This window comes from Pseudomonas sp. GW821-FHT05D12, assembly GCF_059419825.1.
The window spans coordinates 128,745-142,246 of record NZ_JBWKSN010000005.1 but is presented as its reverse complement, the minus strand read 5'-3'; the positions used below and the strand labels follow the sequence as shown (position 1 = coordinate 142,246).

Here is a 13,502-nt window from a genome sequence, read left to right as displayed (position 1 = left end):
CGAAGGCAATCAAAACCTATTGGCGAAAGATCGTCAAGCGCGGGAATGAGCTTTTTGAATACTCGGAGCAAAAAATGTGGGAGCTGGCTTACCTGCGATCTCGGCGTGTCAGGCGACATTCATGGTGAATGCCAGACCGCTATCGCAGGCAAGCCAGCTCCCACAGGAGATAGCGTTAGCCGATGAACGTGTGGATAACTCAGGTCTTGTTGATTTTGACCGGGCGTTTCCAACCGTCGATGTTGCGCTGGCGGGCGCGGGCGACGGCCAGTTGAGACTTATCCACATCCTGGTTGATGGTTGAGCCGGCTGCTGTGGTGGCGCCATCGTCGAGGGTGACCGGAGCAACCAAGGAGTTATTGGAACCGATAAACACGTCCGCCCCAATGGTGGTCTGGTGCTTGTTGGCGCCATCGTAGTTACACGTGATGGTGCCGGCGCCAATGTTGGTTCGCGCGCCTACAGTGGCGTCACCCAGGTAGGTCAAGTGGCCGACTTTAGCTTCCGCGTCCAACTTGGCATTCTTCAATTCAACGAAGTTACCTACATGGGCCTTGGCTCCCAGCACGCTACCTGAACGCAACCGCGCGAACGGGCCAGCGTCACTGCCCTCGCCCATCACGGCACCGTCGATATGGCTGTTGGCCTTGACCACCACACCTTTACGCAGGGTGCTGTCCTTGATCACGCAGTTCGGGCCAATCACTACGTCGTCTTCGATGACCACACGGCCTTCGAGGATCACGTTGATGTCGATCAGCACGTCGCGGCCAACGGTGACCTCACCGCGTACATCGAAGCGCGCCGGGTCGCGCAAGGTCACGCCCTGGGCCATCAGGCGACGGCCTTCGCGCAGTTGATAGTGACGTTCCAGTTCGGCCAGTTGCTTGCGGTCGTTGGCGCCCTGCACTTCCATCGGGTCGTGGGGTTGCTCGGTGGCGACCAGCAGGCCATCACTCACGGCCATCTCGATCACGTCGGTGAGGTAATACTCGCCCTGGGCGTTGTTGTTGGACAGACGACTCATCCAGTCGGCGAGCTTATTGGCTGGCACTGCAAGAATGCCGGTGTTGCCCTCGGTGATCGCGCGTTGGGCTTCGCTGGCATCCTTGTGTTCAACAATGGCTGCAACCTTGCCGTCGGCGTTGCGCACGATGCGGCCATAACCGGTAGGGTCGTCCAGCTCAACGGTCAGCAGGCCCATCTGGCCAGGCACTACGTGTTTGAGCAGGCGCTGCAAGGTTTCCACTTCGATCAGCGGCACGTCGCCATAGAGGATCAGCACGGTGTCGGCGGTAATGAACGGCACGGCTTGCGCGGTGGCGTGGCCAGTACCCAGCTGTTTGTCTTGCAGAACGAAATTCAAGTCATCGGCAGCCAGGCGCTCGCGCACCACATCGGCACCGTGGCCGATCACCACGTGAATTCGCTGGGGGTCCAACTGCCGAGCGCTGTGGATAACATGGCCCAACATCGAATTGCCGGCGACCGGATGCAGCACCTTGGGCAGGGCTGAACGCATGCGGGTGCCCTGGCCTGCGGCGAGAATGACGATTTCAAGAGACATGAATGGCTACCAATCCTGAGCGGTCCTGCTTCAGACCAGAGATGTGTTTTGCTGAAAAAGAAAAAGGGTAGCCGAGGCTACCCTTTTTAATCAATCGCGCATAAGTATTACGGCTTGGCCGCTTACTTCTTGCGGATCTGCTGGAGCGTGCGCAGCTGGGCTGCAGCCTCGGCCAGACGTACAGCAGCAGCGCTGTAGTCGAAGTCCGCACCCTTTTCATTCAGGGCCTTCTCGGCAGCCTTGACGGCTTCCTGAGCGGAGGCTTCATCCAGGTCGCCAGCACGTTGCACGGTGTCGGCAAGTACCTTGACCATGTTCGGCTGAACCTCGAGGAAACCACCGGAGATGTAAAACACCTCCTTTTCCCCGCCTTGCTTGGTCAGAATGATCGGACCTGGCTTCAAGCTGGTGATCAACGGCGCGTGGCCCATGGCAATACCCAGGTCACCGAGTTCGCCGTGTGCAATCACCATTTCTACCAGACCGGAGAAGATTTCCCCTTCCGCGCTGACGATATCGCAATGGACTGTCATAGCCATCTGATTGCCTCAACCTGATGAGCGCCCGTTTCCGGGCGCCTGGATTACAGTTTCTTGGCTTTCTCGATCGCTTCTTCGATGCCGCCGACCATGTAGAACGCTTGTTCTGGCAGGTGGTCGTAGTCACCGTTGAGGATGCCTTTGAAGCCAGCAATGGTGTCTTTCAGGGAAACGTATTTACCCGAGGCACCGGTGAAGACTTCAGCCACGAAGAACGGCTGCGACAAGAAGCGCTGGATCTTACGAGCGCGGGATACCAACTGCTTGTCGGTTTCCGACAGCTCGTCCATACCCAGGATCGCGATGATGTCCTTCAGTTCTTTGTAACGCTGCAGCACGTACTGGACGCCGCGAGCGGTGTCGTAGTGCTCCTGGCCGATCACGTTCGGATCCAGCTGGCGCGAAGTCGAGTCGAGTGGATCGACCGCTGGGTAGATACCCAGGGAAGCGATGTCACGGGACAGTACGACGGTGGCGTCCAAGTGGGCGAAGGTGGTCGCAGGCGATGGGTCGGTCAAGTCATCCGCAGGTACGTATACCGCTTGGATCGAAGTGATCGAACCTTCCTTGGTCGAAGTGATACGTTCTTGCAGAACGCCCATCTCTTCAGCCAGGGTCGGCTGGTAACCTACTGCCGAAGGCATACGGCCCAGCAGTGCGGATACTTCAGTACCGGCCAGGGTGTAACGGTAGATGTTGTCGACGAACAGCAGAACGTCGTTACCTTCGTCACGGAACTTCTCGGCCATGGTCAGGCCAGTCAGTGCTACGCGCAGACGGTTTCCCGGCGGCTCGTTCATCTGACCGTAAACCAGTGCCACTTTGTCCAGAACGTTGGAATCCTTCATCTCGTGGTAGAAGTCGTTACCCTCACGAGTACGCTCACCCACACCGGCGAACACGGAATAACCGCTGTGCTCGATGGCGATGTTACGGATCAGTTCCATCATGTTTACGGTCTTGCCTACACCGGCACCACCGAACAGACCAACTTTACCGCCCTTGGCGAACGGGCAAACCAGGTCGATAACCTTGATGCCGGTTTCCAGCAGGTCGTTGCCGCCAGCTTGCTCGGCGAACGAAGGTGCTGGACGGTGAATGCCCCAGCGCTCTTCGGTGTCGATCGGGCCAGCTTCGTCGATCGGGTTGCCCAGTACGTCCATGATCCGGCCCAGGGTCGCTTTACCGACCGGTACGGAAATGGCTGCGCCAGTGTCGACAACGTCCAGACCGCGCTTCAAGCCTTCGGTGGAACCCATCGCAATGGTACGAACTACGCCGTCGCCCAGCTGCTGCTGAACTTCCAGAGTAGTTTCCGCGCCTTGTACTTTCAGCGCGTTGTAGATGCTCGGTACGCTGTCGCGTGGAAATTCCACGTCGATAACGGCGCCGATGATTTGAACGATACGTCCGCTACTCATAGCTGGATCCTCTGAATATTTGAACCGTTAAACCGCGGCAGCGCCGCCGACGATTTCCGAGATCTCTTGGGTGATCGCAGCCTGACGCGCCTTGTTGTAGATCAGCTGCAAATCGCTGATCAGATCACCGGCGTTATCGGTAGCGTTTTTCATCGCGATCATCCGCGCCGCTTGTTCAGCTGCGTTGTTCTCGACCACCGCCTGGTACACCTGCGACTCCACGTAGCGCACCATCAAGCCGTCAAGCAGCTCTTTGGCGTCTGGTTCGTAGAGGTAGTCCCAGTGGTGCTTGAGTTCCTGATCCGGAGTCGCCACCAGTGGAATCAATTGCTCCACGGTTGGCTGCTGGGTCATGGTGTTGATGAACTTGTTGGATACCACGGACAGGCGGTCAATCCGGCCTTCCAGGTACGCATCCAGCATCACCTTCACACTGCCGATCAAATCATTGATCGACGGCTCTTCACCCAGGTGGCTGATAGCTGCAACGACGTTACCGCCGAAGTTGCGGAAAAAGGCCGCACCCTTGCTACCAACAACACACAGATCGATCTCGACGCCGTTTTCGCGGTTTACCGCCATGTCCTTGACCAGGGCCTTGAACAGGTTGGTATTCAGACCACCGCACAAACCACGGTCACTGCTCACTACCACATAACCCACACGCTTGACTGCGCGGTCGATCATGAACGGGTGGCGGTATTCCGGGTTGGCGTTGGCCAGATGCCCAATTACCTGGCGGATACGCTCCGCATAAGGACGGCTAGCAGCCATGCGCATTTGTGCCTTGCGCATTTTGCTGACCGCCACTTTTTCCATGGCGCTGGTAATTTTTTGCGTGCTTTTGATGCTCGCAATCTTACTGCGAATCTCTTTTGCGCCTGCCATGTAACACCTATCAGGTTAGCAAGCGGGAGCCTTGCGGCTCCCGCTGCGGCTTACCAGGTTTGGGTGGCCTTGAACTTCTCGATACCGGCTTTCATGCCAGCGTCGATATCGTCATTGAAGTCACCCTTCACGTTGATCTTCGCCATCAATTCGGCGTGATCGCGGTTGAAGTAAGCAATCAGCGCTTGTTCAAAGCTGCCGACCTTGGCGATTTCAACGTCGGTCAGGAACCCACGCTCAGCGGCATACAGCGACAACGCCATGTCAGCGATCGACATCGGGGCGTATTGCTTCTGCTTCATCAGCTCGGTAACGCGCTGACCATGCTCAAGTTGCTTACGGGTCGCTTCGTCCAGGTCAGAAGCGAACTGGGCGAATGCCGCCAGTTCACGGTACTGAGCCAGAGCGGTACGGATACCACCGGAGAGCTTCTTGATGATCTTGGTCTGAGCGGCACCACCCACACGGGATACCGAAACACCGGCGTTCACTGCAGGGCGGATGCCCGAGTTGAACATGGCCGATTCCAGGAAGATCTGACCGTCGGTGATGGAAATCACGTTGGTCGGAACGAACGCGGAAACGTCGCCAGCCTGGGTTTCGATGATCGGCAGTGCGGTCAGGGAACCGGTTTTGCCGGTCACTGCGCCGTTGGTGAACTTCTCTACGTACTCTTCGGAAACGCGGGATGCGCGCTCCAGCAGACGGGAGTGGAGATAGAACACGTCGCCTGGGTAGGCTTCACGGCCTGGTGGACGGCGCAGCAGCAGGGAAATCTGGCGGTAAGCCACTGCTTGCTTGGACAGATCGTCATAAACGATCAGCGCGTCTTCACCGCGGTCGCGGAAGAATTCACCCATGGTGCAACCGGAGTACGGTGCCAGGAATTGCAGCGCAGGAGATTCCGAAGCACTGGCAGCCACGATGATCGTGTTGGCCAGGGCGCCGTTTTCTTCCAGCTTGCGAACCACGTTGGCGATGGTCGATTGCTTCTGACCGATAGCTACGTAGACGCAGAAAATGCCGCTGTTCTTCTGGTTGATGATCGCGTCGATCGCCAGAGCGGTTTTACCGATCTGACGGTCACCGATGATCAGCTCACGCTGGCCACGGCCGACAGGGATCATGGCATCGACAGCCTTGTAGCCAGTCTGTACAGGCTGGTCTACCGACTTACGCCAGATCACGCCTGGAGCAACTTTCTCGACCGCGTCGGTCTCGGTGTTGCCCAGTGGACCTTTGCCGTCAACAGGGTTACCCAGTGCGTCGACTACGCGGCCCAGCAGTTCCTTACCAACCGGAACCTCCAGGATGCGGCCGGTGCACTTGGCGCTCATGCCTTCAGCCAGACTGGTGTACGCGCCCAATACAACGGCACCTACGGAGTCTTGCTCCAGGTTGAGGGCCATACCGTAGACGCCGCCCGGAAACTCGATCATCTCGCCGTACATAACGTCGGCCAGACCGTGAATCCGCACGATGCCGTCAGATACGCTGACGACAGTGCCTTCGTTACGGGCTTGGGAGGTCACATCGAGCTTGTCGATGCGGCCCTTGATAATTTCACTTATTTCGGAAGGATTGAGTTGCTGCATTGCTCTGCTGCCCCTTCAAACTCAAGATTTCAATGCTTCGGCAAGTTTCGCGATTTTGCCGCGAATCGAGCCATCGATAACCAGGTCGCCGGCACGGATAACAACACCACCAATCAGGGATGCGTCCTCCGAAGCTTGCAGGCGCACTTCCCGATTGAGTCGTGCACTGAGAACCTTGGCGAGTTTGTCTTGCTGTTCTTGGTTCAATGCAAAAGCACTGGTCACTTCAACGTCTACCGATTTCTCTGCTTCGGCCTTGTACAGGTCGAACAGAGTGGCGATCTCCGGCAGTAGCGGGAGACGGTCGTTTTCGGCAACGACATGGATGAAGTTCTGCACTTTCACATCAAACTTGTCGCCGCACACTTCAATAAAAGTGGCGGCCTTGTCTGCGCTCGTCAGGCGCGGGGCCTTGAGCACGCGCTGCATGGTGTCGTCTTGCGACACTGCTGCAGCCAGGCCGAGCATGGCTGACCAAGAGGCCAGCTGCTGGTGGGCCTGGGCGTGCTCGAAGGCTGCCTTAGCGTAAGGTCGGGCCAACGTGGTCAGTTCTGCCATGATCGCCCTCGCTTAAATTTCAGCAGCCAGTTTGTTAACCAGCTCCGCGTGCGCGTTTTGATCGATTGTGGCACCGAGGATCTTCTCAGCACCGCCGACCGCCAGAGCACCCAGTTGGGCACGCAGCGCGTCTTTGACGCCGTTCAGTTCCTGTTCGATCTCGGCATGAGCCGAAGCCTTCACACGGTCAGCTTCGACGCGGGCTTTTTCAACAGCCTCTTCGACGATCTGGTTACCGCGTTTCTTGGCTTGCTCAATGATTTCAGCTGCCTGTGCTTTAGCATCGCGCAGTTGATGACCCACTTTCTCTTGGGCCAACTCCAGGTCGCGAGCTGCACGGCTGGCAGCGTCCAAACCATCCGCGATCTTCTTCTGACGTTCGTGCAAAGCCGCGATGACCGGAGGCCACACGAACTTCATGCAAAACACTACAAAAATGAAGAACGCAACGGATTGGCCAATCAGGGTTGCATTAATGTTCACGCCAACACCTCGCTCATTCGTTGTCCATCACCCCAATCACTCGAAAAGTCGAGTGATTAGCCAGCGAGTTGACCAACGAAGGGGTTCGCGAAGGTGAAGAACAGTGCGATACCAACGCCGATCATGGTCACGGCGTCGAGCAGGCCGGCGACGATGAACATTTTAACTTGCAGCATTGGAACCATTTCTGGCTGACGCGCTGCGCCTTCCAGGAATTTGCCGCCCAGCAGGCCGAAACCAATGGCAGTACCCAGGGCGCCCAGGCCGATCAACAGTGCAACAGCGATAGCGGTTAGACCAACTACAGTTTCCATCTTTCCTCCCGACTTTTACGTCGTATGGTTTAGGTTTTTTAGATTTTAAAGCGGTAAAACAAATCGTTTCATAGGCCGTTAGAGCCCACCTTCCCGGGTGACCGGGAAGGACATCAGACTAGTCGAGACTGGTCTTAATGGTTCTCTTCGTGCGCCATCGACAGGTAGACGATGGTCAGCATCATGAAGATGAAGGCCTGCAGGGTGATGATCAGGATGTGGAACACAGCCCACGCCCACTGCAGAACCACGCCCAGGCCGCTGAGCCAGAGCAGACCGCTGCCGAACATCACAGCGATCAGAATGAACACCAGTTCGCCGGCATACATGTTGCCGAACAGTCGCAGGGCCAGGGAAATCGGCTTGGCGACCAGGGTCACGAACTCCAGCAGGAAGTTCACCGGGATCAGCAGGGCTTGAACGAAGATGTTCTTGCTGCCGAACGGGTGCAGGGTCAGTTCGCCGATGAAGCCGCCGATGCCCTTGACCTTGATGCTGTAGAAAATGATCAACGCGAACACCGACAGGGCCATGCCCAGGGTGGCGTTAGGGTCCGTGGTGGAAACCGCACGGAATGGAATGTGGTGGTCGCCGGAGATCAGGATGGCCAGCTGAGGAATCCAGTCGACCGGGATCAGGTCGACGGCGTTCATCAGGAACACCCAGACGAAGATGGTCAGTGCCAGCGGTGCAATCACCGGGCTACGGCCATGGAAGCTGTCTTTCACGCTGCCATCGACGAATTCGACCAATACTTCCACGAAGTTCTGCAGGGCACCTGGTTGACCGGAAGTCGCCTTCTTTGCCGCCATGCGGAAAATCAGGACGAAAATCAGGCCCAGTGCGACCGACCAGCCCAGAGTATCCAGGTGGAAAGCCCAGAAGCCCATTTCTTTGGCTTCTGCTGCGGTGTGGGCGAAGCCCCAGCCGCCGTTGGGAAGCTGACCGAAGGTCAGGTTCTGCAAGTGGTGCTGGATATAGCCCGAAGCGGTTGTTTCTGCCATGGTTGCCTCAAACGCCCTAAGGTTTCGAAAGTCTTGTTTTCATTAGCAGGGGAGCGAACCAGCTGACCAGTTGGGTCAACACGAAGACGCCGAATACAGCCAGCGGCGCCAATGGCTTCACACCTGCAAAGGTCAGTGCAAACAGCACTGCCGTCAAAATCAGTTTCCCTGCTTCGCCGGCATAAAAGGACCGGACGATAGCCTGGGCTGCTCGGGCGCCGGAAAACCGAAAGGCCCTGTGAGCAAAATACATATTGGGCAGCAAGGCTATCAGGCCTCCGCAAAGTCCTGAATACCCGGCTACGACTCCATGCCAATACCAAAGCGCCAATGCGGCGATCAGCAAAATGACTAACTGAGCCAATAAAACCGGGAAAACGGCCAAGCGATGGAACGGCAACGTGTTTGGCGTGCGGGTTTCCATCACTCTTGCTCCTCAATGGTCGGCTGCCGGAAATCAATAACTTGGCATAATTTGTGCCGACAAAATGCGCGCAGAGTATAGGGGCGGTTCTGCCCCTATTCAACTGCCGGGTAGTGATTTCCGATCACGCGCTACATAAGCAAATGTTTCAGCGGATGTGGGCAAGGACGCCCTGAAGCTCATCGAGAGAGTTATATCCGATGACCAATTGGCCTTTGCCTTTCTTGCCGTGGCGAATTTGTACCGCAGAGCCCAGGCGCTCGGCCAGGCGCTGCTCCAGACGTGCAATATCCGGATCAGGTTTGGCCGTTTCGACCGGTGCAGGTTTACCACTGAGCCATTGGCGAACCAGGGCCTCGGTCTGACGAACGGTGAGCCCTCGTGCGACAACGTGTCGCGCCCCCTCAACCTGTTGATTTTCCGGCAATCCGAGCAAAGCACGGGCATGGCCCATCTCCAGGTCACCGTGGGACAGCATGGTCTTGATGACTTCCGGCAACGCGATCAGGCGCAGCAGGTTGGACACGGTGACCCGGGATTTACCCACAGCCTCGGCCACTTGTTGCTGGGTCAGCTGGAATTCCTGCTGCAAACGCTGCAACGCGATCGCTTCTTCGATCGGGTTGAGGTCTTCACGCTGGATATTCTCGATCAACGCCATGGCGATGGCCGTTTCATCCGGCACATCACGCACCATCGCCGGGATGGTGTCCTTGCCAGCCTGCTGGCTGGCACGCCAGCGGCGTTCACCGGCGATGATTTCGAAGCGTCCGCCACCGATCGGGCGTACCACGATCGGCTGCATCACGCCCTGGGCCTTAATCGAATTGGCCAGTTCTTCCAACGCCTGGGGGTCCATGTCCCGACGTGGCTGGTATTTGCCGCGCTGGATCAGGTCCAGGGGCAGGTGTTGCAGCTCGCGCTCGTCGGCCTGCACCGCTTGTTCTTCAAGCGATGTGACGGTCGGACCACTCAACAGTGCATCCAGTCCACGTCCGAGACCTCGTTTCTTGACGGCCATGGGGATTCCTTAAGTTGGCTGGGCTGCAGCGGTGCGTGAGTTGCGGCGCTGGCGACGAACCATTTCGCCGGCCAGTGCCAGGTAGGCAATGGCACCCCGCGATTGTTTGTCGTACGCCAGGGCCGGCATGCCGTAGCTCGGGGCTTCGGCCAGACGGATGTTGCGCGGGATCACCGTGTCGTACAGCTGATCGCCAAAGTGTTCCTTGAGCTGCGCCGACACATCGTTCATCAGGCTCAGGCGCGGATCGAACATGGTCCGCAGCAGGCCTTCGATCTGCAGGTTCGGGTTGAGCAACTCGGCGATGCGCTTGATGTTATCCACAAGGTCGCTCAAACCTTCAAGCGCGTAGTACTCGCACTGCATGGGGATAATCACCCCATCGGCGGCCACCAGCGCGTTCAGTGTCAGCATCGACAGTGACGGCGGGCAGTCGATCAAAATGTAGTCGTAATTCTCGCGGATCGGCGCCAAGGCGCTGCGCAGACGGCTTTCTTTCATCTGCATTTCCAGCAGCACCACTTCCGCCGCGGTCAAATCGCGGTTGGCCGGCAGCAGTTGATAACCGCCGTGTTCGGAATAGTGCATGGCCTGGGCCAGGTCGCACTCGCCAATCAGCAAGTCGTAGACCGAGTTTTCCAGGCCGTGTTTATCCACACCGCTACCCATGGTGGCGTTGCCCTGTGGATCGAGATCGATCAACAGCACCCGACGCTTGGTGGCGACCAGGGATGCTGCGAGGTTGATGCAGGTGGTGGTTTTACCCACGCCACCTTTCTGGTTCGCTATCGCGAATACCTTAGCCATTCTTGCTTGTGTTCCCAATCATGCCGTGCGGCGCAGTATCAGCAGATGGCGTTGGCCTTGGCAACCGGGTACGGCCAAGGCGTGTTCGCTATCGAGGTGGAAGTCTGCCGGCAATGCTAACAGCTCGTCGCTTGGATGAACGCCCTTCATTGCCAGCCAGCGGGTATCGCGGTCGCCCAGGTGGCGAGTCCAGTTGCTGAAGTTCTCCATGCTGCTGAACGCCCGGGAAACAATTCCGTTGAAAGGCTGTTCAGGCGTGAAGGCTTCGACCCGACTGTGGATAACTTGCAGGTTATCCAGCTTGAGTTCGAGTTTGACCTGGGTCAGGAAGCGGGTTTTCTTGCCGTTGCTGTCCAGGCACGTCACTTGCGCGTCCGGAAACAGGATGGCCAGCGGAATACCGGGCATGCCGCCGCCACTGCCTACGTCGAGCCAGCGACCGTTTTCGATAAACGGCATCACGCTCAAGCTATCGAGCAAATGACGCGAGACCATTTCATCGGGGTCGCGCACCGCGGTCAGGTTGTAAGCCTTGTTCCATTTGATCAACAGGGCCAGATAACCCAGCAGCAGCGTGTGCTGGGCTTCGGTCAGATCCACGCCCAACTGGCGTGCACCTGTGGATAACTCTTCGGCGTGTTGCGAGGTGACCAACGAACTCAAGCGCTTTGCTCCAACTGACGGCCCGCGCCGCGTTTTTTCAAATGAATCATCAACAGCGAAATGGCCGCCGGGGTGACGCCAGGAATACGTGAAGCCTGGCCGAGGGTCTCAGGTCGAGTTATCCCCAGCTTGCTCTGGATTTCTTTCGACAGCCCGGAAATCCCGGTGTAGTCGATATCCACAGGCAGCTTGGTGTCTTCACTGGCGCGCAGGCGAGCAATCTCGTCCTGTTGGCGATCAATGTAACCGGCGTACTTGGTCTTGATCTCGACCTGTTCGGCGACCTGTGGATCTTCTGCGCCCTGGCCGGTCACTTCGACCAGACCAGCGTAGTCGATTTCCGGACGGGACAGCAGGTTCAGCAGGTTGTATTCGTGGGTCAGCGGCGTGCCGAATTTTTCCGCGATCGCGTCGCCCTGCTCGGTGCCCGGGCGAACCCAGGTACTTTTCAGGCGCTGCTCTTCGAGCGCGATGCTTTCGCGTTTTTTGCAGAAGGCCGCCCAGCGCGCGTCATCGACCAAGCCCAGCTCGCGACCTTTTTCGGTCAGGCGCAGGTCGGCGTTGTCTTCGCGCAGGATCAGGCGATATTCCGCCCGGGAGGTAAACATCCGGTACGGTTCCTGGGTACCCAGGGTAATCAGGTCATCAACCAATACGCCGATATACGCTTCATCGCGACGCGGGCACCAGCTGTCCTTGCCCTGTGCGCGCAATGCCGCGTTGGTTCCGGCCAGCAAACCCTGGGCGCCGGCTTCTTCGTAACCGGTGGTGCCGTTGATTTGGCCAGCAAAGAACAGACCGCCGATCACCTTGGTTTCCAAGCTGTACTTCAGGTCACGCGGGTCGAAATAGTCGTACTCGATGGCGTAGCCCGGACGCACGATATGAGCGTTTTCCATGCCACGGATCGATTGCACGATCTGGATTTGCACGTCGAACGGCAGCGAAGTGGAAATCCCGTTCGGGTACAGCTCGTGAGTGGTCAGGCCTTCCGGTTCGATGAAGACCTGGTGGCTTTCCTTGTCGGCGAAGCGGTGGATCTTGTCTTCGATCGACGGGCAATAACGTGGGCCAATGCCCTCGATCACCCCGGAATACATCGGCGAGCGGTCGAGGTTGGCCGCGATGATTTCGTGGGTGCGCGCATTGGTATGGGTAATCCAGCAGCTCACCTGTTTCGGGTGCTGCTCTTTGGAGCCCATGAACGACATCACCGGAATCGGTGTATCGCCGGCTTGTTCGGTCATCACCGAGAAATCCACAGAACGCCCGTCAATACGCGGCGGGGTCCCGGTTTTCAGGCGCCCGACGCGCAGTGGCAGTTCACGCAGGCGATGCGCCAGGGCAATCGACGGCGGATCACCGGCGCGACCGCCCGAATAATTCTGCATACCGATGTGGATAAGTCCGCCGAGGAAAGTACCGGTGGTCAGCACCACGGATTCTGCGAAGAACCGCAGGCCCATTTGCGTGACAACACCGCGGACCTGGTCCTGTTCGACGATCAGGTCATCGGCAGCTTGTTGAAATATCCACAGGTTCGGCTGGTTTTCCAGGGTTTCGCGTACCGCCGCCTTGTACAGGATGCGGTCGGCTTGTGCCCGAGTGGCACGCACTGCCGGGCCTTTGCGGCTGTTGAGCACGCGAAATTGAATACCACCCTTGTCGGTTGCTTCGGCCATGACGCCACCAAGGGCATCGATTTCCTTGACCAGATGGCTTTTGCCGATCCCACCAATAGCGGGGTTGCAACTCATTGCACCGAGGGTTTCCACGTTATGCGTGAGCAACAGGGTTTTTACGCCCATGCGTGCTGACGCCAGTGCTGCCTCGGTACCGGCATGACCGCCGCCGATGACGATCACTTCAAAACGGGAAGGGAAATCCACCACGCACCTCGTGCCTGCTTATGTAGGTAATTAGGAATTGATTGGTTGAGCTGGTTTTAGAGCTTTGGCGGCAAGTATAGGGACTTAGCCCTTCCTAAAGAACCCTTTGCACAAAATTTAACCAGCTGTGGATGAATCACAGACAATAGAAATTAAAAGAGAGAAATTTATTAAATCTTTGTTTTTATGTTTATTTCTACTGAGCATGGTTTCTGTGGATAGATCTCTACAGGCCTTTATTTACGTTGTGTACAGAGTTTCAAAAGTCTGTGGTCATGTGCCAAGGAGGCCCTTGGATAAGTGGTTTAAGCCTGTGGATTAAACAGGTG

Annotated in this window: 14 protein-coding genes; all 14 read right to left on the bottom strand. The window is 57.4% G+C overall.

The window, feature by feature from the left end:
* Positions 1-199: 199 nt before the first annotated feature.
* Positions 200-1,567 carry a bifunctional UDP-N-acetylglucosamine diphosphorylase/glucosamine-1-phosphate N-acetyltransferase GlmU gene (gene glmU, locus AC07SI_RS10985; protein ID WP_495005721.1) on the bottom strand — a complete coding sequence of 456 codons (1,368 nt, stop codon included), beginning with the start codon at positions 1,565-1,567 and terminating at the stop codon, positions 200-202.
* 122 nt (positions 1,568-1,689) lie between these two features.
* On the bottom strand, positions 1,690-2,106 hold the full coding sequence (locus AC07SI_RS10980; RefSeq protein ID WP_495005720.1) for a F0F1 ATP synthase subunit epsilon: 417 nt from the start codon (positions 2,104-2,106) through the stop codon (positions 1,690-1,692).
* 44 nt (positions 2,107-2,150) lie between these two features.
* Complete coding sequence (gene atpD, locus AC07SI_RS10975; protein ID WP_015886645.1) at positions 2,151-3,527, bottom strand: F0F1 ATP synthase subunit beta; 1,377 nt, start codon at positions 3,525-3,527, stop codon at positions 2,151-2,153.
* Between the two features lie 27 nt (positions 3,528-3,554).
* A complete protein-coding gene (gene atpG / locus AC07SI_RS10970) occupies positions 3,555-4,415 on the bottom strand; it encodes a F0F1 ATP synthase subunit gamma (RefSeq protein WP_003233565.1) in 861 nt (286 codons plus the stop codon).
* 50 nt (positions 4,416-4,465) lie between these two features.
* Positions 4,466-6,010: a F0F1 ATP synthase subunit alpha gene (atpA, locus tag AC07SI_RS10965; protein ID WP_003177064.1), complete on the bottom strand. Its 1,545-nt coding sequence runs from the start codon at positions 6,008-6,010 to the stop codon at positions 4,466-4,468.
* A gap of 21 nt (positions 6,011-6,031) precedes the next feature.
* Positions 6,032-6,568, bottom strand: coding sequence for a F0F1 ATP synthase subunit delta (locus AC07SI_RS10960; protein WP_495005719.1), 537 nt, complete (start codon positions 6,566-6,568; stop codon positions 6,032-6,034).
* Positions 6,569-6,580: 12 nt separating this feature from the next.
* Positions 6,581-7,051 carry a F0F1 ATP synthase subunit B gene (locus AC07SI_RS10955; RefSeq protein ID WP_015886647.1) on the bottom strand — a complete coding sequence of 157 codons (471 nt, stop codon included), beginning with the start codon at positions 7,049-7,051 and terminating at the stop codon, positions 6,581-6,583.
* 56 nt (positions 7,052-7,107) lie between these two features.
* A complete protein-coding gene (gene atpE, locus AC07SI_RS10950; RefSeq protein ID WP_002555987.1) occupies positions 7,108-7,365 on the bottom strand; it encodes a F0F1 ATP synthase subunit C in 258 nt (85 codons plus the stop codon).
* 134 nt (positions 7,366-7,499) lie between these two features.
* Positions 7,500-8,369, bottom strand: a complete 870-nt coding sequence (gene atpB, locus AC07SI_RS10945) for a F0F1 ATP synthase subunit A (protein WP_034101609.1) — start codon at positions 8,367-8,369, stop codon at positions 7,500-7,502.
* 16 nt (positions 8,370-8,385) lie between these two features.
* Positions 8,386-8,793: a F0F1 ATP synthase subunit I gene (locus tag AC07SI_RS10940; RefSeq protein ID WP_043048220.1), complete on the bottom strand. Its 408-nt coding sequence runs from the start codon at positions 8,791-8,793 to the stop codon at positions 8,386-8,388.
* A 148-nt stretch (positions 8,794-8,941) separates the two neighbouring features.
* Positions 8,942-9,814: a ParB/RepB/Spo0J family partition protein gene (locus tag AC07SI_RS10935; RefSeq protein WP_015886650.1), complete on the bottom strand. Its 873-nt coding sequence runs from the start codon at positions 9,812-9,814 to the stop codon at positions 8,942-8,944.
* Between the two features lie 9 nt (positions 9,815-9,823).
* Positions 9,824-10,621: a ParA family protein gene (locus tag AC07SI_RS10930; RefSeq protein WP_010207696.1), complete on the bottom strand. Its 798-nt coding sequence runs from the start codon at positions 10,619-10,621 to the stop codon at positions 9,824-9,826.
* Between the two features lie 18 nt (positions 10,622-10,639).
* Complete coding sequence (gene rsmG / locus AC07SI_RS10925; protein WP_065902677.1) at positions 10,640-11,284, bottom strand: 16S rRNA (guanine(527)-N(7))-methyltransferase RsmG; 645 nt, start codon at positions 11,282-11,284, stop codon at positions 10,640-10,642.
* Positions 11,281-13,173: a tRNA uridine-5-carboxymethylaminomethyl(34) synthesis enzyme MnmG gene (gene mnmG / locus AC07SI_RS10920; protein ID WP_065902900.1), complete on the bottom strand. Its 1,893-nt coding sequence runs from the start codon at positions 13,171-13,173 to the stop codon at positions 11,281-11,283. Before mnmG ends, rsmG begins: the two co-directional genes overlap by 4 nt.
* Positions 13,174-13,502 lie beyond the last annotated feature (329 nt).

Coding starts and splice junctions, on each gene's coding strand:
- atpE (WP_002555987.1), bottom strand. CDS start 7,365: ATGGAAACTGTAGTTGGTCTAACCGCTATCGCTGTTGCACTGTTGATC.
- glmU (WP_495005721.1), bottom strand. CDS start 1,567: ATGTCTCTTGAAATCGTCATTCTCGCCGCAGGCCAGGGCACCCGCATG.
- AC07SI_RS10930 (WP_010207696.1), bottom strand. CDS start 10,621: ATGGCTAAGGTATTCGCGATAGCGAACCAGAAAGGTGGCGTGGGTAAA.
- atpA (WP_003177064.1), bottom strand. CDS start 6,010: ATGCAGCAACTCAATCCTTCCGAAATAAGTGAAATTATCAAGGGCCGC.
- atpG (WP_003233565.1), bottom strand. CDS start 4,415: ATGGCAGGCGCAAAAGAGATTCGCAGTAAGATTGCGAGCATCAAAAGC.
- AC07SI_RS10960 (WP_495005719.1), bottom strand. CDS start 6,568: ATGGCAGAACTGACCACGTTGGCCCGACCTTACGCTAAGGCAGCCTTC.
- atpB (WP_034101609.1), bottom strand. CDS start 8,369: ATGGCAGAAACAACCGCTTCGGGCTATATCCAGCACCACTTGCAGAAC.
- AC07SI_RS10935 (WP_015886650.1), bottom strand. CDS start 9,814: ATGGCCGTCAAGAAACGAGGTCTCGGACGTGGACTGGATGCACTGTTG.
- atpD (WP_015886645.1), bottom strand. CDS start 3,527: ATGAGTAGCGGACGTATCGTTCAAATCATCGGCGCCGTTATCGACGTG.
- AC07SI_RS10980 (WP_495005720.1), bottom strand. CDS start 2,106: ATGGCTATGACAGTCCATTGCGATATCGTCAGCGCGGAAGGGGAAATC.
- AC07SI_RS10940 (WP_043048220.1), bottom strand. CDS start 8,793: ATGGAAACCCGCACGCCAAACACGTTGCCGTTCCATCGCTTGGCCGTT.